This window comes from Staphylococcus argenteus, from assembly GCF_000236925.1.
GTDB classification, from domain to species: Bacteria; Bacillota; Bacilli; order Staphylococcales; family Staphylococcaceae; genus Staphylococcus; species Staphylococcus argenteus.
In genome coordinates, this window is the sequence record NC_016941.1 from 99,165 (window position 1) to 118,823 (window position 19,659).

15 protein-coding genes are annotated in these 19,659 nt (G+C 34.9%); 10 read left to right on the plus strand and 5 right to left on the minus strand.

Going from position 1 to position 19,659, the window contains the following annotated elements; genetic code table 11:
- Nucleotides 1-243: 243 nt before the first annotated feature.
- On the plus strand, nt 244-1,836 hold the full coding sequence (locus tag SAMSHR1132_RS00440; RefSeq protein ID WP_000173882.1) for an L-lactate permease: 1,593 nt from the start codon (nt 244-246) through the stop codon (nt 1,834-1,836).
- Nucleotides 1,837-2,142: 306 nt separating this feature from the next.
- Here SAMSHR1132_RS00440 and spa read toward each other — a convergent pair whose 3' ends face one another.
- From spa to sirA, 5 genes are all read right to left on the minus strand, one after another.
- Complete coding sequence (gene spa / locus SAMSHR1132_RS00445; RefSeq protein ID WP_000728777.1) at nt 2,143-3,519, minus strand: staphylococcal protein A; 1,377 nt, start codon at nt 3,517-3,519, stop codon at nt 2,143-2,145.
- Nucleotides 3,520-3,940: 421 nt separating this feature from the next.
- Nucleotides 3,941-4,693: an HTH-type transcriptional regulator SarS gene (gene sarS / locus SAMSHR1132_RS00450; RefSeq protein ID WP_000876720.1), complete on the minus strand. Its 753-nt coding sequence runs from the start codon at nt 4,691-4,693 to the stop codon at nt 3,941-3,943.
- A gap of 366 nt (nt 4,694-5,059) precedes the next feature.
- The gene (locus SAMSHR1132_RS00455) at nt 5,060-6,058 is read right to left on the minus strand and encodes a FecCD family ABC transporter permease (RefSeq protein ID WP_000136646.1); all 999 of its coding nucleotides are present in this window, start codon (nt 6,056-6,058) and stop codon (nt 5,060-5,062) included.
- Nucleotides 6,055-7,050, minus strand: coding sequence for a staphyloferrin B ABC transporter permease subunit SirB (gene sirB, locus SAMSHR1132_RS00460; RefSeq protein WP_000925009.1), 996 nt, complete (start codon nt 7,048-7,050; stop codon nt 6,055-6,057). The genes SAMSHR1132_RS00455 and sirB overlap by 4 nt, the downstream gene beginning before the upstream one ends.
- 15 nt (nt 7,051-7,065) lie before the next feature.
- Nucleotides 7,066-8,058, minus strand: coding sequence for a staphyloferrin B ABC transporter substrate-binding protein SirA (sirA, locus tag SAMSHR1132_RS00465; protein WP_001045122.1), 993 nt, complete (start codon nt 8,056-8,058; stop codon nt 7,066-7,068).
- Between the two features lie 230 nt (nt 8,059-8,288).
- Between sirA and sbnA the strand changes: the two genes are divergently transcribed.
- From sbnA to sbnI, 9 genes are read left to right on the plus strand one after another with little or no spacing between them, the layout of a single operon-like run.
- Complete coding sequence (gene sbnA, locus SAMSHR1132_RS00470) at nt 8,289-9,269, plus strand: 2,3-diaminopropionate biosynthesis protein SbnA (RefSeq protein WP_000572871.1); 981 nt, start codon at nt 8,289-8,291, stop codon at nt 9,267-9,269.
- On the plus strand, nt 9,266-10,276 hold the full coding sequence (gene sbnB / locus SAMSHR1132_RS00475) for an N-[(2S)-2-amino-2-carboxyethyl]-L-glutamate dehydrogenase SbnB (protein WP_001031189.1): 1,011 nt from the start codon (nt 9,266-9,268) through the stop codon (nt 10,274-10,276). The genes sbnA and sbnB overlap by 4 nt, the downstream gene beginning before the upstream one ends.
- A gap of 20 nt (nt 10,277-10,296) precedes the next feature.
- Nucleotides 10,297-12,051 carry a staphyloferrin B biosynthesis protein SbnC gene (gene sbnC / locus SAMSHR1132_RS00480; protein ID WP_000556879.1) on the plus strand — a complete coding sequence of 585 codons (1,755 nt, stop codon included), beginning with the start codon at nt 10,297-10,299 and terminating at the stop codon, nt 12,049-12,051.
- Nucleotides 12,044-13,300, plus strand: a complete 1,257-nt coding sequence (gene sbnD / locus SAMSHR1132_RS00485) for a staphyloferrin B export MFS transporter (RefSeq protein ID WP_000572580.1) — start codon at nt 12,044-12,046, stop codon at nt 13,298-13,300. Before sbnC ends, sbnD begins: the two co-directional genes overlap by 8 nt.
- Nucleotides 13,290-15,014, plus strand: coding sequence for an L-2,3-diaminopropanoate--citrate ligase SbnE (gene sbnE, locus SAMSHR1132_RS00490; RefSeq protein ID WP_001179902.1), 1,725 nt, complete (start codon nt 13,290-13,292; stop codon nt 15,012-15,014). The genes sbnD and sbnE overlap by 11 nt, the downstream gene beginning before the upstream one ends.
- A complete protein-coding gene (sbnF, locus tag SAMSHR1132_RS00495; protein ID WP_096001294.1) occupies nt 14,935-16,797 on the plus strand; it encodes a staphyloferrin B biosynthesis protein SbnF in 1,863 nt (620 codons plus the stop codon). Before sbnE ends, sbnF begins: the two co-directional genes overlap by 80 nt.
- Complete coding sequence (sbnG, locus tag SAMSHR1132_RS00500) at nt 16,772-17,548, plus strand: staphyloferrin B biosynthesis citrate synthase SbnG (protein ID WP_001186808.1); 777 nt, start codon at nt 16,772-16,774, stop codon at nt 17,546-17,548. Before sbnF ends, sbnG begins: the two co-directional genes overlap by 26 nt.
- Nucleotides 17,548-18,750, plus strand: a complete 1,203-nt coding sequence (sbnH, locus tag SAMSHR1132_RS00505) for a staphyloferrin B biosynthesis decarboxylase SbnH (protein ID WP_001266970.1) — start codon at nt 17,548-17,550, stop codon at nt 18,748-18,750. The genes sbnG and sbnH overlap by 1 nt, the downstream gene beginning before the upstream one ends.
- Before the next feature lie 3 nt (nt 18,751-18,753).
- Nucleotides 18,754-19,518: a bifunctional transcriptional regulator/O-phospho-L-serine synthase SbnI gene (sbnI, locus tag SAMSHR1132_RS00510; RefSeq protein ID WP_001015552.1), complete on the plus strand. Its 765-nt coding sequence runs from the start codon at nt 18,754-18,756 to the stop codon at nt 19,516-19,518.
- The last annotated feature ends 141 nt before the right edge of the window (nt 19,519-19,659 follow it).

The following is a 19,659-nucleotide window of genomic DNA, read 5'->3' on the forward strand; positions in this document are numbered from 1 at the left end:
GCATTTTTGAAGCGGATGTCGAAGATTAATATAAATAATATCTAGTATTTTTAATTAAAATGATATATTATTTATTGTAGTTAAATATTGTGTATATTTTGTGAACTTTTTGTAAAAATTCGATTGCCTGTCACATATAGGAATGTTACATTTTAAATACGTGATCATCGCAAAATATAAGTTGAAATAGGTTCTAGATTAATCAGGATGATAAATATTTTTAGATAAAGAGAGGGAGTCATTATGACACTACTTACTGTAAATCCATTCGATAATGTTGGATTATCAGCCTTAGTTGCAGCAGTACCTATTATTTTATTTTTACTATGCTTAACCATTTTTAAAATGAAAGGCATTTATGCAGCATTGACAACTTTGGTTGTTACATTGATTGTGGCTTTATTTGTGTTTGAATTACCGGCACGTGTATCAGCAGGCGCAATAACAGAAGGCGTTGTTGCTGGTATTTTCCCAATAGGGTATATCGTTTTAATGGCGGTATGGTTGTATAAAGTTTCTATTAAAACAGGACAATTTTCAATTATTCAAGATAGTATTGCTAGTATTTCAGAAGACCAACGTATCCAACTGTTATTAATTGGATTTTGTTTTAACGCATTTCTAGAAGGTGCAGCAGGCTTCGGTGTGCCGATTGCAATTTGTGCAGTGTTATTAATTCAACTTGGCTTTGAACCATTAAAAGCTGCGATGTTATGCTTAATTGCTAATGGTGCAGCAGGTGCCTTTGGTGCGATAGGTTTACCAGTTAGTATTATTGATACATTTAACTTAAGCGGAGGTGTTACAACATTAGATGTTGCGAGATACTCAGCATTAACACTTCCAATTTTAAACTTTATTATTCCATTTGTTTTAGTATTCGTTATAGATGGCATGAAAGGTATTAAAGAAATTTTACCTGTTATTTTAACAGTGAGTGGTACATATACTGGATTACAATTATTATTAACAATATTCCATGGTCCAGAACTAGCAGACATTATTCCATCACTAGCAACAATGGTGGTGTTAGCATTTGTTTGTCGTAAATTTAAACCGAAAAATATTTTCAGGTTGAAAGAATCAGAGCATAAAATTCAAAAGCGTACACCTAAAGAAATCGTCTTTGCATGGAGTCCGTTCGTCATTTTAACTGCTTTTGTATTAGTATGGAGTGCGCCATTCTTCAAAAAATTATTCCAACCTGGTGGTGCGCTTGAAAGTATAGTATTAAAAATGCCAATTCCAAATACTGTGAGTGATTTATCGCCTAAAGGTATTGCGTTGCGTCTCGATTTAATTGGGGCAACTGGGACAGCGATTTTACTGACGGTAATTATTACAATTTTAATTACGAAGTTAAAATGGAAAAGTGCAGGTGCTTTATTGGTCGAAGCATTTAAAGAATTATGGTTACCAATCCTTACAATTTCAGCTATCTTAGCCATTGCTAAAGTAATGACATATGGTGGTTTGACTGTGGCAATTGGACAAGGTATTGCTAAAGCTGGAGCAATCTTCCCATTATTCTCTCCAGTATTAGGTTGGATTGGTGTGTTTATGACTGGTTCAGTTGTAAATAACAATACTTTATTCGCGCCTATCCAAGCGACAGTAGCACAACAAATTTCAACAAGTGGTTCATTACTTGTAGCAGCCAACACTGCAGGTGGTGTAGCAGCGAAACTTATTTCACCACAATCAATTGCCATTGCGACTGCAGCTGTTAAAAAAGTTGGTGAAGAATCTGCATTATTAAAAATGACGTTAAAATACAGTATTATATTTGTTGCATTTATCTGTGTTTGGACGTTTATATTAACGTTAATATTCTAAATATACGTTGTGTGTTTGAATGAATTTAAATAATAAATGAAGAATCGAGCTAGTACGAGATACTATATGTATTTCACTAGTTCGATTTTTTACGTTAGAAAATTCTTGTTGTGTCTTTTGTTATCGCTATATGTTTTTTCGATGGCAGTCAGAAATATGAGATTAATAAAAAATCAAAAAAATGCACTTAGCAACAAAAGATGTTGCCAGTGCATTTATAATGTTCTCATCTGTACAAATAAGAATATTTTAAATATATAAGGTAAAATTGGTTTGGATAAAATGATATCTATAGTTGTTTATTTTTTATAGTTCGCGACGACGGCCAGCTAATAATGCTGCACCTAATGCTAATGATAATCCACCAAATACTGTTGTACCGATGAATGGATTTTCTTCACCAGTTTCTGGTAATGCTTGAGCTTTATTAGCTTCTGCATGATTTGCTTGTTGTTTCTTATCAACTACAAGTTCTTGACCAGGTTTAATCATGTTTTTGTCTGCTAATTTGTTATCTGCAGCAATTTTATCAGCAGTTGTTCCATGTGCTTTAGCAATGTCATTTACTGTATCACCAGGTTTTACGACATGTACACCGTTACCGTCTTCTTTGCCAGGCTTGTTGCCGTCTTCTTTACCAGGCTTGTTGCCGTCTTCTTTGCCAGGTTTGTTGCCGTCTTCTTTACCAGGCTTGTTGCCGTCTTCTTTACCAGGCTTGTTGCCGTCTTCTTTGCCAGGCTTGTTGCCGTCTTCTTTACCAGGCTTGTTGCCGTCTTCTTTACCAGGCTTGTTGCCGTCTTCTTTACCAGGCTTGTTGCCGTCTTCTTTGCCAGGTTTGTTGCCATCTTCTTTACCAGGCTTGTTGTTGTCTTCATCTTTAGGTGCTTGAGCATCATTTAACTTTTTAGCTTCTGCTAAAATTTCTTTGCTTACTGAAGGATCATCTTTAAGACTTTGGATGAAACCATTACGTTGTTCTTCAGTTAAGTTAGGTAAATGTAAAATTTCATAGAAAGCATTTTGTTGTTCTTTGTTAAATTTGTTGTCAGCTTTAGGAGCTTGTGAATCATTAAGTTTTTTAGCTTCTGCTAAAAGATTAGCGCTTTGGCTAGGATCATCTTTAAGACTTTGGATGAAGCCATTACGTTGCTCTTCGTTTAAGTTAGGTAAATGTAAAATTTCATAGAAAGCATTTTGTTGTTCTTGGTTGAATTTGTTGTCAGCTTTAGGAGCTTGTGAATCGTTAAGTTTTTGAGCTTCACCTAAAAGGTTATTGCTTTGACTTGGGTCATCTTTAAGACTTTGGATGAAACCATTACGTTGCTCTTCATTTAAATTAGGCATGTTCAAGATTTGATAGAAAGCACTTTGTTGATCCTTGTTGAAATTGTTTTGTTGCGCTTCTGCCTTTGGAGCTTGTGAGTCATTCAATTTTTGAGCTTCACCTAAAACGTTTGCACTTTGGCTTGGGTCATCTTTAAGGCTTTGAATGAAACCATTGCGTTGTTCAGCATTTAAGTTAGGCATATTTAATACTTGATAGAAAGCATTTTGTTGTGCCTCATTGTGTTGCGCAGCATTTGCAGCAGGTGTTACGCCACCAGAGATAAGTAAAGTACCTAAAGTCACAGATGCAATACCTACACCTAGTTTACGAATTGAATAAATATTTTTCTTTTTCAAATTAATACCCCCTGTATGTATTTATATGGTCATCATAATATAACGAATTATGTATTGCAATACTAAAATCTATATTTATAATTAAATTTAAATGTAAGTTTTACAACTTATTAAATAAATATTTTGTGTAAATAATTTTTCAGAAATACAAAGATTCGGTAGGGCAAATTCGCTTTAAATCTAATAATAAAAACTGATAAAATGTAGCGATAAATCAACGATGAAAGCGATTTAATATAGCTGAGTTAATTATATTTTTTAGCAACAAATTCGAACAGATGAAATAATTTGAACTACGTTGAAATTTGAAAAGGGGTTAATATCATTGTGACTAACATTTAATTTTTAGAGGATTTCTGTAAAGTAAAATAAAAATACAAGTGTACTTTTAATAATCAGTACACTTGCATGAGGCCAATTTTTATTGGAAAACAAGATGTAAATGATCTTTGTCAGCCAATAATTGATTCACTTGTGCCAATAATTTTTCAGCATGATCTTGTTGCGCATCATCCATATGAATTAAAATTTTTCTTTCATCTTCAGTTGAGCGTACCTTTATTAGATAACCTTGCTTTTTTAAATTATTGAGAGCTCTAACAGTTTGAGGATATTTGTGGTGAATCGTCTCAATTAAATCTTTGAGAAGAACGATGTTTTTATTTTGAGAAGTGATGATAGCTAGAATTGTGAATTCTACAAAACTTAGTGTTAGATGTTTTTTGATAATGTTTTTGAAGTACATCGTATACATCATCAAATTAAGAAAATCTTTACTATCTTTCGGTATGATTTGTGATTCACTTTGCTCCGCGTGATTAAATTTTTTGATGATTTGATCAAATAATGATACGCGTTCTGCAATTTTTTCTCGTTGTTCTTCTGATATAGAAATATAAGTATTACGCTCATCTATTTTACTTCGAATTTTGCTAACATATGAATGTTTTACTAGAACCTTTATATGCTGGACTAAATCGGATTGTTTATAACATAAATCTGAGACGATTTTTTTAAATGGTAGTGTCTTTTCTTGTTGATGAAATAAATAAGTCAGTAATATAAATTCTTTTATAGTCATATCGACTTCAGGTTTTACCTTTTTCTTAAAACGAAACATGTATGCTTCAATGATTATAAAATCTCTAATTTTGTCTTGTTTATTATATTTCATTGTTTTTCTCCTTGTATATGCACTTTATTTTAATATAACACAATATAATAAGAAAAATAATCCATAATTTACAATTAAAAATAATATGATATTTTTATTAAAATTTGTGTTTTTGAATAAATGACATTATCAAACACTATATTTAAATAAGAAATAGCTATCGATATTTGAAAAAAAGAAGAATATTGCCCTCTATTATAGAATATGAGCCAGTGTTAATTGTATAAAGTGGATTAATATGCAACGAAAGAAGTCGACACATGTTAACAATCAATACAGGCATTCGTAAAGAAAAAACCTCGCAACAATATACCAGCTTTTATAAGCTAACAATGTTGTGAGGTCATTTTGTTTTGATAGATATTTTTATAACTTTTTCACGGTCAATAATAAGTAAATGAAGAATGGTGCGCCGAATGCAGCGATAAATATACCGGCTGGCACCTCTTTGGGTAAGAATAAGGTGCGCCCAATTAAGTCGGCAATAACGATTGAAATAGAACCAATCATTGCTGACATCAGTAACTTTTTAGCGTAACTTCCTCTAACGATTGTTTTGGCAATGTGTGGGGCAATTAAGCCTACAAAACCAATATTACCTACTAAACTGATTGCCATGGATACAAGTATCGTAGAGGTAATTAATTGAATTAGTTTCATGCGTTGTACATTTAAACCTAATCCAATAGCTACAGGATCATCAAGTATAGATATTTTCATTTTAGGAATAACAAGAAATAGCAATGGAACAATAGCTATAATAACAATACCCAAAATAAAAGTGTCTTTAAACGTTGCACCATAAAGGCTACCAACTAGCCATGTATAGGCTTTAGCTGCAGATAATTGCTTTGTTGTAATGAGCAGGCCTTGGACAAGTGCAATGAATAGTGTTTGCATTGAAATACCAATAATAATTAAAGTCGTCGGTCGAATTTGACCTTTCGTTTGAAATATTAATAGAATTACCATTGCTAATGTGCCGCCTAATACTGCGAAAAGTGGCAGTAGATGTATCGACAAATGACTGAAAAATGCGATGAATACGACAGCACTTAAGCTAGCGCCACCTGTAATACCGATAATATCTGGTGAGGCAATGGGGTTTTTTAATACATTTTGTAACATTAAACCACTCATCCCTAATGCAGCACCGGCTAAAATTGCAAGTGTAATGCGAGGCAAACGTAATACTTCCAATGTGAACTGATCAATGCTTTCATTAGGATTTAAAAAGTACATCAATACGCGTTGTAATGGTATAAAACTAGAACCGACCATCATACTTACCACAGATATGAGGGCTAAAAAGATTAACGCGAAGATGAGGTTATAAGAGTCTTTTTTATTAATCTTTTCCGTCATAAGCGTTGACGTCCTTTCTTCATTATATAAATTAAGACAATAGCACCAATTACGGCTGTAACAACGCCGATAGGTAACTCTAACGGCTTAATAATCACGCGTGCAATCATATCTGATAAAATCATTAGAATTGCACCAGCTAGTGCCGTAAATGGAATTAGATATTTATAATTTGGTGGTAATAAACGTTTGCTAATATTTGGAACAATGAGTCCAACGAAAACAATTGATCCAGCAACGGCAACTGAAATACCAGCTAGCATACTAATGAGCAAGATAATTATCCATTTTATTAATTTAATATTTTGCCCAAGTCCCGTTGCAATATCATCACTGGTCATCAATATATTGATATGTGAAGCCATACTAAACGCGATTAAAATAAGTATTAACACAAGTGGGATAATCCATGGTATATCCCATATATTGCGCAATGAAACAGAGCCACTTAGCCAGAAAAGTAGTCCTTGTAAGTCAGTTTCATTCATAATGAGTATGCCTTGAGTAAAGGCTGTAAATAGCATCGCAATCGCTGCACCCGCTAAAATGACACGATGAGGTGAGAATTGCGTTTGTCTAAACATACCAAGTGCGACGACTAATACAGTAACAACAATGGCGCCTAAAAATGCAATAACGACAATCATTTTAAATGACTGAATTTGAATAAATGTAATACTAAAAATGACAAAAAATACAGCACCTGCATTGACTCCAAAAAGACCTGGAGATGCTATTGGATTTCGTGTGAGTGCTTGCATCAACAAACCTGACACAGCAAGTGCAGCGCCAGTCAATAAGGCGATGGTGGTTCTCGATGCACGTGCACCAGTGACAACATTATGTAAATCGTTTTCACTATCAAAGTTGAATAACGCCTGTATCACCGTAATAGGTGACACAAGCGTATTCCCAATCATTAAACTTAAGATAGCTACTATTGCAAGACATAAACCAGCAATAACGATTTGATATTTCGGTTTAAGTAGCATCGTAAAACTCCTTAATTATTTTGATTGTTTTTCAATATTTAACTTTTCGTATAAATCGTCAATAAGTTTTAATGATGATTTATATCCACCAGCTAAGTTCCAAGTGATTTCGTCTAGATCATCAGATACTTGGTTATTTTTAACTGCATCTAAATTTTTCCATTCTTTACTTGAAGTCCATTCGCTTTCAGTCTTTTTAACTAATGCAGCATCTTTTGCGTTTGGATCAGATTTTACTACAAAAATATGATCAGCGTTCATCAATGGAATACTTTCTTTAGATGTTAATTGAATAATATCTTTACCATTATCAACTTGTTTTTGTAAATCTTTATTACGCTTAAATCCTAAATCGTTTAGAATTTCTCCTGCATATCCACCAGCATAGATTCTTGTATGATCAGCACGGAAGTTAACAACCGATGCTTTCAATGGCCATGCATCTTTATATTTCGCTTTTGCATCTTTTTGGAATGCAGCTACTTTATCATCATACTTTTTCAGTAAATCATCAGCTTCTTTTTCTTTCCCTAAAGCTTTCCCCATTAATTTTGTCGTATCTTTAAACTTGAAGACTGTGTCAGTAGAAACAGTTGGTGCAATTTTAGATAATTGATCGTAAACTTTTTCGTTTCTAACTTTTGACGCGACAATTAAATCAGGTTTTAACTTAGAAATTTCTTCTAAGTTCGGTGCAGGTTCTTGACCTACAATCTTAGTATCTTTTAAATCATTTTTTATGTAATCGAATTTCGGTTTTTGTGTCCATGATTCCACAGCACCTACAGGTTTAACACCTAAAGATACAGCAACATCAGTGGCACCTTGATATAATGTGACAACACGTTTTGGTTTCCCTTTAATTTCAGTTGTCCCCATTGCATGTTTGATAGAAGTTGTTTCCTTGTCTTTGCTATCAGATGATTGCTTATTTGAATTCCCACTACATCCTGCTAAAACAAGTAGGAAAGCAAGTGTAACAACAAGCATTTTAATTACTTTATTCATTGACTAATTAGCCTCCTTCGTGATGTATGACAATGAGAATCATTATCACAAATAAGTATGAATTAAATTATTTCTTAAGTCAATAAAATATTTATGATTTACATGCAACTTATAATTATTTGACATATAAATGCATAAAAAATATAATCCTAATTACTTGATAGTGAGAATCATTATCAATTAGGTAACACACAATATTATAGAATTTTAAATTTGAGGAGGAAGCGCTTTTGATTGAACGAAGTCAAGCATGTCACGATTCATTATTAGATTCTGTAGGGCAGACACCCATGGTTCAACTTCATCAACTATTTCCAAAACACCAAGTGTTTGCAAAATTAGAGTATATGAATCCAGGAGGCAGTATGAAAGATCGACCGGCCAAGTACATTATTGAACATGGTATTGAATCTGGTCTTATAACTGAGAATACGCATTTAATTGAAAGTACCTCTGGAAATTTAGGTATTGCTTTGGCGATGATAGCTAAAATTAAAGGATTAAAGCTCACTTGTGTTGTTGATCCTAAAATATCGCCAACAAATTTGAAAATTATTAAAAGTTACGGAGCTAATGTAGAAATGGTTGAAGAACCTGATGAGCATGGGGGTTATTTAATGACTCGTATTGCTAAGGTTCAAGAACTATTAACTTCTATTAAAGATGCATATTGGATTAATCAATATGCAAATGAGTTAAATTGGAAAGCCCATTATCATGGTGCTGGAACTGAAATAGTAGAAACAATTAAACAGCCTATAGACTATTTTGTCGCGCCAGTAAGCACGACAGGTAGCATTATGGGTATGAGTAGAAAAATTAAAGAAGTACATCCCAATGCACAAATTGTTGCTGTGGATGCTAAAGGGTCAGTCATTTTTGGTGACAAACCTATTAACAGAGAGTTACCTGGTATTGGTGCTAGTCGCGTACCAGAAATTTTGAATAGATCAGAGATTAATCAAGTCATTCATGTAGATGATTATCAATCTGCACTAGGCTGCCGCAAATTAATTGCTTATGAAGGTATTTTTGCAGGTGGTTCAACAGGTTCAATTATTGCAGCAATTGAGCAGTTAATAACAAAGGTTGAAGAAGGCGCAACAATTGTAACGATTTTACCAGATCGAGGCGATCGTTATTTAGATTTAGTGTACTCAGATACATGGTTAGAAAAAATGAAATCAAGACAAGGAGTTAAATCAGAATGAATAAAGAGATGTTGTATTTAAATAGATCAGATATTGAACAAGCAGGAGGTAATCATTCACAAGTTTATGTGGACGCGTTGACTGAAGCATTAACTGCGCATGCGCATAATGATTTTGTACAACCGCTTAAACCTTATTTAAGACAAGATTCTGAAAATGGACATATCGCAGATAGAATCATTGCAATGCCAAGTCATATCGGTGGTGATTACGCGATTTCAGGTATTAAGTGGATTGGTAGTAAACATGACAATCCATCAAAACGTAGTATGGAACGTGCGAGTGGAGTCATTATTTTAAATGATCCAGAAACAAATTATCCGATTGCAGTTATGGAAGCGAGTTTAATTAGTAGTATGCGTACTGCAGCAGTTTCGGTGATTGCAGCCAAACATTTAGCTAAAAAAGGGTTTAAAGATTTAACGATTATTGGTTGCGGTCTAATCGGAGACAAGCAATTGCAAAGTATGTTAGAACAATTCGACCATATTAAACGCGTCTTCGTATATGATCAATTTCCTGAAGCATGTGCACGCTTTGTTGATAGATGGCAACAACAGCGCCCAGACATCAGATTTATTGCAGCTGAAACAGCTAAAGAAGCCGTGTCAAATGGTGAAGTAGTCATTACATGTACTGTTACTGATCAACCGTATATTGAATATGATTGGTTACAAAAAGGTGCATTTATTAGCAATATTTCTATTATGGATGTGCATAAAGAAGTATTTATTAAAGCTGACAAAGTCGTAGTAGATGACTGGTCACAATGCAATCGTGAAAAGAAAACGATTAATCAACTCGTATTAGAAGGGAAATTTAGCAAAGAAGCACTGCATGCTGAACTTGGACAGCTTGTTACAGGTGAAATTCCTGGTCGTGAAAATGACGATGAAATCATATTACTTAATCCAATGGGCATGGCCATTGAAGATATTGCGAGTGCTTATTTTATTTATCAACAAGCACAGCAACAAAATATTGGTACAACACTAAGCCTATATTAAGAATGCGAGGTGTCTAAATATTGCATACTCATAAAGCAGTGAATACAGCACAAACGATAATATTAAGAGATTTAGTTGATGCACTTTTATTTGAAGATATCGCGGGGATTGTTTCAAATAGTGAGATAACTAAAGAACATGGACAAACGATATTGATTTATAAAAATGGAGACCAACAAATTAAGATTCCAGTTTATTTTAGTGCGTTAAATATGTTTCGCTATGAAAGTTCAAAACCTATTACGATAGATGGAAAGTCATCTAGCAAACAGTTAACAGCGCCTGAATTTTGGCGAATGATTGTTAATATGAATCGTGATTTAAGCCATGAATGGGAAGTTGCTCGCGTTGAAGAGGGGCTAAATACTGCTATAACACAACTTGCTAAACAATTATCTGAATTAGACTTGGCAACGCATCCTTTTGTCATGTCGGAGCAATATGCAAGTTTAAAAGATCGTCCATTTCATCCACTAGCTAAAGAAAAAAGAGGCTTATCAGAAACAGACTATCAAGTTTATCAAGCTGAATTAAATCAATCATTTCCTTTAATGGTTGCAGCTGTTAAAAAGTCACATATGATTCACGGTGACGAAGCAGATTATGATGAGTTAGAGAGTTTGACAGCACCTATAAAAGACCAAGCGACAGACTTGTTAAATAATAAAGGGTTATCAATAGATGACTATGTACTATTTCCGGTACATCCTTGGCAATATCAGCATATTCTACCGAACATCTTTGCGAAAGAGATTGCTGAGAAATTAGTTGTCTTGTTGCCGCTTAAATTCGGTGATTATCTTTCATCTTCAAGTATGCGTTCATTAATTGACGTCGCATCTCCTTATAATCATGTCAAAGTACCATTTGCGATGCAGTCATTAGGTGCATTAAGGTTAACGCCTACGCGCTATATGAAAAATGGCGAACAAGCAGAACGATTATTGCGTCAACTTATTAATAAGGATGAAGTATTAGCTAAATATGTGACAGTTTGTGATGAGACAGCGTGGTGGTCGTATATGGGTCAAGATAATGATATTTTCAAAGACCAATTAGGACATTTAACTGTTCAATTAAGAAAATATCCGGAAGTGCTAGCCCAAAATGATGAACAACAACTTGTATCAATGGCTGCACTTGCAGCGAATGACCGTACCTTATATCAAATGATTTGTGGAAAAGACAATCTTTCCCAAAATGACATCATGACATTGTTTGAAGATATCGCTCAAGTCTTTTTAAAAGTGACTTTATCATTTATGCAATATGGTGCATTACCAGAGTTACATGGTCAAAATATATTATTGTCATTTGAAGAAGGACGCGTACAAAAATGCGTATTACGTGATCATGATACTGTCAGAATTTATAAACCATGGCTTACAGCGCATCAACTTTCATTGCCACAATATGTTGTAAGAGAAGATACGCCTAATACGCTAATTAACGAAGATTTGGAAACATTCTTTGCTTATTTCCAAACGTTAGCTGTATCGGTAAATCTATATGCCATTATTGATGCACTTCAAGATTTATTTGGTGTAAGTGAGCATGACCTCATGTCGTTGTTAAAACGTATTTTGAAGAATGAAGTTGCGACTATTTCCTGGGTTACAGCGGATCAGTTAGCAGTAAGACATATTTTATTTGAAAAACAGACATGGCCGTTTAAGCAAATCTTATTGCCATTGCTATATCAACGAGATAGCGGCGGAGGTAGTATGCCTTCTGGTTTAACTACTGTACCAAATCCAATGGTGACATATGATTGAACAGTCTATCTGGCGTAGTAACTTTCGCGTTTTATGGCTCAGTCAGTTTATCGCGATTGCTGGGCTAACAGTGCTCGTGCCATTATTACCTATTTATATGGCATCATTACAAAACCTTTCAGTCGTTGAAATACAGTTGTGGAGTGGCATTGCTATTGCTGCTCCCGCTGTTACGACGATGATAGCGTCACCGATTTGGGGAAAGTTAGGCGATAAAATTAGCCGGAAGTGGATGGTTTTGAGAGCGTTACTTGGTTTAGCTATATGTCTGTTTTTGATGGCATTATGTACGACGCCATTACAATTTGTAGTTGTGAGACTACTACAAGGGTTATTTGGTGGCGTAGTTGATGCATCAAGTGCATTTGCTAGTGCCGAAGCGCCAGCTGAAGATCGTGGAAAAGTATTAGGAAAGCTGCAAAGTTCAGTGAGTGCTGGTTCACTAGTTGGACCATTAATTGGTGGCATTACGGCTTCGATATTAGGATTTGGCGCACTATTAATGAGTATTGCTGTCATTACTTTTATTGTTTGTATTTTTGGCGCATGGAAATTAATTGAAACTGCACATGTACCGAAATCGGAAACACCTAATATTAATAAAGGCATTCGTCGTTCATTTCAATGTCTGTTATGTACACAACAAACGTGTCGATTTATTATAGTTGGTGTTTTAGCAAATTTTGCTATGTACGGTATGTTAACTGCGCTATCACCATTAGCATCATCAGTCAACCACACAACATTAGATGATCGTAGTGTAATTGGTTTTCTACAATCTGCCTTTTGGACAGCTTCGATATTAAGTGCGCCTTTATGGGGTCGCTTTAATGATAAATCTTACGTTAAATCAGTATATATATTTGCAACGGTAGCATGCGGCTGTAGTGCTATATTACAAGGTTTAGCGACGAACGTAGAATTTTTAATGGCCGCAAGAATACTTCAAGGATTGACATACAGTGCACTGATTCAGAGTGTTATGTTTGTCGTCGTAAATGCGTGTCATCAACAACTTAAAGGGACATTTGTTGGAACGACGAACAGTATGTTAGTCATTGGTCAAATTATTGGTAGCCTTAGTGGCGCTGCCATTACAAGTTATACTACACCGGCAACTACGTTTATCGTTATGGGCGTGGTATTTGCTGTAAGTAGCTTGTTTTTAATTTGTTCATCCATCACTAATCAAATCAACGATCACACATTAATGAAATTATGGGAGTTGAAACAAAAAAGTGCAAAATAAAGAATTAATACAATATGCAGCGTATGCGGCTATCGAGCGCATTTTAAATGAGTATTTTAGAGAGAGTAACTTATATCAAGCACCACCTCAGGATAATCAATGGTCTATACAATTATCAGAACTCGAAACGTTAACTGGTACATTTCGTTATTGGTCCGCTATGGGACATCACTTGTATGGTCCAGAGGTATGGCTTCTTGATGGCAAAAGTAAAAAATTAACAACATATAAGGAAGCAATTGCACGTATTTTACAATATATGGCACAAAGTGCTGATAATCAAACAGCTGTACAGCAACATATGACGCAAATTATGTCTGATATCGATAACAGTATTCATCGAACAGCGCGCTATTTGCAAAGTAGCAAGACAGACTATATAGAGGATCGCTATATTGTCTCGGAACAATCACTTTATTTAGGTCATCCGTTTCATCCAACTCCAAAGAGTGCAAGTGGATTTTCAGAAGCTGATTTAGAACGATATGCACCCGAATGTCATACGTCATTTCAATTGCATTATATAGCTGTACATCAAGATGTTATTTTGTCACGTTATGTTGAAAATATGGAAAATCAAGTTGCGACAGTATTGCATCAATTAGCTGGTTTAGATATGTCAGAGCTACCCAAAGACTTTATATTATTACCGATACATCCTTATCAAATTGGTGTGTTGCGACAACATCCGCAGTTTATACAATATAGTGAACAAGGCTTAATTAAAGATTTAGGTGTTTCTGGTGACATTGTATATCCGACTTCTTCTGTAAGAACGGTATTTTCAAAAGCATTAAACATTTATTTGAAATTACCGATCCACGTTAAAATTACTAACTTTATACGTACGAATGATCTCGAACAGATTGAACGTACGATTGATGCAGCACAAGTTATTGCATCGATTAAAGATGATGTAGAAACACCTCATTTTAAATTAATGTTTGAAGAAGGATACCGTGCGTTATTACCTAATCCACTAGGACAATCAGTTGAGCCTGAAATGGATTTATTAACGAATAGTGCCATGATTGTACGTGAAGGTATTCCAAATTATCATTCAGAAAAAGACATCCATGTGTTGGCGTCATTATTCGAAACAATGCCTGATGCGCCGACGTCTAAGTTATCACTAGTGATTGAGGAAAGTGGTTTAACATCGGAAGTATGGCTCGAATGTTATTTAGACCGCACGTTATTGCCGATATTAACGTTATTTAGTAACACAGGTATTAGTCTAGAAGCACATGTGCAAAATACATTAATTGAATTAAATGACGGTATTCCTGAAGTATGCTATGTCAGAGATTTAGAAGGTATTTGTCTTTCAACGACAATTGCCATGGAAAAACAACTTATCCCCAATGTAGTATCTACATCAAGTCCTGTTGTATATGCGCATGACGAAGCGTGGCATCGACTTAAATATTACGTTGTAGTAAATCATTTAGGGCATTTAGTATCTACAATTGGTAAGGCAACACAGAATGAAGATGAATTGTGGCAATTGGTAGCGCGCCGTCTTATGGATTGGAAGGAAGAATATGCTGATAATGCAGTGTTTGTTGAATGTGTTGAAGATTTATGTCAATCACCGACGATTGCTGCTAAAGCAAACTTAATGAGTAAATTGAATGATTGTGGTGGAAACCCGATTTATACACATATACCAAATCCAATTTGTCATAACAAGGAGGTATCGTATTGTGAATAATACCATTAATAACGTAATTCTTGACCGTGTTAAAACTAGAGTAATGCAGCAACTTGTATCATCACTTATTTATGAAAATATTGTTGTATATAAGGAATCATATCGAGAGGCTGTGCATCATTTTACAATAGAAGGAAATGGTTCTGAATATCATTTTACTGCTAAAAATGCACATAGTTTTGATCGTATATGTCTAACATCACCAGTTACACGTATTGTAGGAAATGATATTACCGAGACAACAGATTATGCGCAATTATTAAGAGAAGCTTTGTTTACATTCCCTAAAGATGATGAAAAGTTAGAACAATTTATCATTGAGTTATTACAAACAGAGTTGAAAGATACGCAAAGTTTGCATTTTCGCGAAGAACATCCACCAGCGAAACCTAAAACATTCAATGATTTCGAATTTTATGCTATGGAGGGTCACCGATATCATCCGAGTTATAAATCACGCTTAGGATTTACGTTGAGTGATAATTTGAATTATGGACCTGATTTCGTACCAGAAATTAAATTACAGTGGCTGGCCATTGATAAAGATAAAGTGGAGTCAACGGTATCTCAAAATATCGCAGTAAATGATTTGCTGCGTCAACAACTAGGCGATGCAACGTACCAATGTTTTGTAGATGAAATTGAGAAATCTGGCAAAGGTATAGAGGATGTCGAGATTATTCCTGTTCATCCATGGCAATTTGAACATGTAATACAAGTTGAATTGGCAGAGGAGTGGCTCAACGGAACGGTGCTATGGTTGGGTGAAAGTGATGAAGTATATCACCCTCAACAATCGATTCGAACTATGTCCCCGACAGATACATCGAAATATTATCTTAAAGTACCAATCAGTATAACGAATACATCTACGAAACGAGTATTGGCACCACACACAATTGAAAATGCTGCACAAATTACGGATTGGTTAAAGCATATTCAGCAAAAAGATACGTATTTAAGTGATGATTTAAAGACGGTTTTCTTAGGGGAAGTCTTAGGACAGTCTTATTTAAACACACAACTTTCATCTTATAAGCAAACGGAAATATACGGTGCACTTGGTGTGATATGGCGTGAAAATATTTATCATATGTTGAATGATGAAGAAGAAGCGATACCGTTTAATGCACTTTATGCAAGTGACAAAGATGATGTGCCACTCATTGAGTCATGGATAAAATCGTATGGTGCTGAGGCATGGATGAAACAATTTTTATCTGTTGCGGTTCGTCCAATGATTCATATGCTGTATTATCATGGCATTGCTTTTGAATCGCACGCACAAAATATGATGCTTATTCACAAAAATGGTTGGCCTACGCGAATTGCTTTAAAAGATTTTCATGATGGTGTTCGATTTAAACGTGAACATTTGAGTGAAACTGCTTCCCATTTGAAGTTAAAGCCAATGCCAGAAGCACATAAAAAAGTGAATAGTAATTCATTTATTGAAACAGATGATGAACGGTTAGTACGAGACTTTTTACATGATGCATTTTTCTTCATCAATATTGCTGAAATTATCTTATTTATTGAAAAACAATATGGTATCGATGAGAATCTGCAATGGCAATGGGTTAAAGCCATAATCGATTCATATCAAGAAGCATTTCCAGAGTTGAATAACTATCAACATTTCGATTTGTTTGAACCTACAATTCAAGTTGAAAAGCTAACGACACGTCGTTTGTTAAATGACTCGGAGTTGCGAATTCATCATGTTACCAATCCATTAGGTATAGGAGGTAGTGTTAATGCAACAACTATCCCTGAAAAATAGATTGAACAATGGTGATTCAGTTTATGGCATTTTTAATTCCATACCAGATCCACTGATGATAGAAATTATTGCTGCAAGTGGTTATGACTTTGTTGTGATTGATACAGAACACGTAGCGATTAATGATGAGACACTGGCGCATTTAATTCGTGCAGCTGAAGCAGCACATATTATTCCAATTGTTCGTGTCACTGCAGTTATAGATAGGGACATCATTAAAGTGTTAGATATGGGCGCAAGAGGTATTATCGTGCCACATGTGAAAGATCGTGAGACAGTTGAACATATCGTTAAGCTTAGTCGTTATTACCCGCAAGGTTTGAGAAGTTTAAATGGTGGACGTATGGCTAGATTTGGACGCATACCATTACTTGATACTATGGAAATGGCTAATGAACATATCATGGTGATTGCTATGATTGAAGATGTTGAAGGGGTTATGGCCATTGAAGATATAGCACAAGTTGAAGGTTTAGACATGATAGTCGAAGGTGCAGCAGATTTATCTCAGTCACTTGGTATGCCATGGAAAACCAGAGATGAAAAGGTAACGTCACACGTCCAACATATATTTGAAGTTGCAAATGCATATGGTAAACATTTTTGTGCGTTACCGCGTGAAGATGAAGATATTGCAAAATGGCGTTCACAAGGTGTACAAACATTTATTTTAGGTGATGATCGAGGAAAAATATATCGTCATTTTTCAGCAACTTTAGCGACGTCTAAGCAGAAAGGGGTTAAAGATTAATGCGTGTGGTTCAACCAGTTATCGAACAATTAAAAGCACAACGTCATCCAGTTTGTCATTATATTTATGATTTAGTCGGATTGGCGCAACATTTACAACGCATTACATCATCATTGCCGAGTAATTGTCATATGTACTATGCAATGAAAGCAAATAGTGAACGAACAATCCTAGATACAATCAGTCAATATGTTGAAGGATTTGAAGTTGCATCTCAAGGTGAAATAGCAAAAGGTCTTGCTTTTAAACCAGCAAATCATATTATTTTTGGTGGCCCTGGTAAGACAGACGAGGAACTAAGATATGCAGTAAGCGAAGGTATTCAACGAATTCATGTTGAGAGTATATATGAATTACAACGTTTAAATGCAATTTTAGAAGAAGAACAGAAAACACAACATATATTATTGCGTGTTAATTTAGCAGGACCCTTCCCAAATGCAACGTTGCATATGGCAGGTCGACCAACACAATTTGGTATTTCCGAAGACGAAGTGGATGATGTCATTGAAGCAGCACTAGCAATGTCAAATATACATCTTGATGGCTTTCATTTTCATTCCATTTCTAACAATTTAGATGCAAATTTACATGTTGATGTAATGAAACTTTATTTTGAAAAAGCAAAGGCATGGTCTGAAAAACATCAATTTTCACTCAAACATATCAACCTTGGTGGTGGTATAGGTGTAAACTATGCGGATTTAACTAGCCAATTTGAGTGGGATAATTTTGTAGAACGTTTTAAGAAATTAATTGTTGAACAAGATATGGAAGATGTAACGCTGAACTTTGAATGTGGACGTTTTATTGTGGCGCATATTGGATACTATGCGACAGAAGTTCTAGATATTAAGAAAGTACATGGTGCATGGTATGCCATTTTAAGAGGTGGTACGCAACAATTTAGACTACCGGTATCATGGCAGCATAACCATCCTTTTGAAATTTATCGTTGTAAGGATAATCCATATCCATTTGAAAAAGTTTCAATTTCGAGACAGGACACAACATTAGTCGGACAGTTATGTACACCGAAAGATGTCTTTGCAAGAGAAGTCCAGATAGACGCAATGAGTACAGGCGATGTTATCATTTTCAAATATGCAGGTGCATACGGATGGTCTATTTCACATCATGATTTCTTAAGCCACCCACATCCCGAATTTATTTATTTAACGCAAACAAAGGAGGATGAATAACTATTGAATCATATTCATGAACATTTAAAATTGGTACCAGTAGATAAAATTGATCTTCACGAAACATTCGAACCTTTAAGATTGGAAAAAACGAAAAGTAGTATTGAGGCAGATGGCTTTATACGTCATCCGATTTTAGTGACTCCGATGCAGCATGGTCGATATATGGTTATTGATGGTGTCCATCGATACACAAGTTTGAAAGAATTAGGGTGTAAGAAAGTTCCAGTGCAAGAAATCCATGAGACGCAATACTCAATTAGTACGTGGCAACATAAAGTACCATTTGGAGTATGGTGGGAAAATTTACAACAAGAACATCGTTTGCCTTGGACTACTGAGACAAGACAAGAAGCGCCATTCATTACAATGTGTCATGGTGATACAGAGCAATATTTGTATACAAAAGATTTAGGTGAAGCACATTTTCAAGTATGGGAAAAGGTTGTCGCAAGTTACAGCGGTTGTTGTTCTGTAGAAAGAATTGCGCAAGGTACATATCCTTGCCTTAATCAGCAAGATGTACTCATGAAGTATCAACCATTAAGTTATAAAGAAATTGAAGCGGTTGTTCATAAAGGAGAAACTGTGCCAGCAGGTGTGACACGCTTTAATATTTCAGGACGTTGCCTTAATCTTCAAGTACCACTGTCATTACTTAAACAAGATGATGATGTTGAACAACTGCGTAATTGGAAACAGTTTTTAGCAGATAAGTTTGCTAATATGAGATGCTATACTGAAAAAGTATACTTGGTGGAGCAATAGTTTTACTGTGATGTAGAGAGAAATATGATGATTTAGAGTATTGATAGCGAAAATATAATGAAACAATATAGTATAGAGAACTTTTGATATTTTATAAATATTGAAGTTCTCTATTTTTGTATTTTGCATATAAAAATTAAA

Excerpts from the sequence above, each read along its gene's own strand:
- sbnG (WP_001186808.1), top strand. The coding sequence starts at position 16,772 with ATGCAACAACTATCCCTGAAAAATAGATTGAACAATGGTGATTCAGTT.
- SAMSHR1132_RS00455 (WP_000136646.1), bottom strand. The coding sequence starts at position 6,058 with ATGACGGAAAAGATTAATAAAAAAGACTCTTATAACCTCATCTTCGCG.
- sbnF (WP_096001294.1), top strand. The coding sequence starts at position 14,935 with ATGATTGTGGTGGAAACCCGATTTATACACATATACCAAATCCAATTT.
- sarS (WP_000876720.1), bottom strand. The coding sequence starts at position 4,693 with ATGAAATATAATAAACAAGACAAAATTAGAGATTTTATAATCATTGAA.
- sbnD (WP_000572580.1), top strand. The coding sequence starts at position 12,044 with ATGATTGAACAGTCTATCTGGCGTAGTAACTTTCGCGTTTTATGGCTC.
- sirA (WP_001045122.1), bottom strand. The coding sequence starts at position 8,058 with ATGAATAAAGTAATTAAAATGCTTGTTGTTACACTTGCTTTCCTACTT.
- sirB (WP_000925009.1), bottom strand. The coding sequence starts at position 7,050 with ATGCTACTTAAACCGAAATATCAAATCGTTATTGCTGGTTTATGTCTT.
- SAMSHR1132_RS00440 (WP_000173882.1), top strand. The coding sequence starts at position 244 with ATGACACTACTTACTGTAAATCCATTCGATAATGTTGGATTATCAGCC.
- sbnB (WP_001031189.1), top strand. The coding sequence starts at position 9,266 with ATGAATAAAGAGATGTTGTATTTAAATAGATCAGATATTGAACAAGCA.
- sbnH (WP_001266970.1), top strand. The coding sequence starts at position 17,548 with ATGCGTGTGGTTCAACCAGTTATCGAACAATTAAAAGCACAACGTCAT.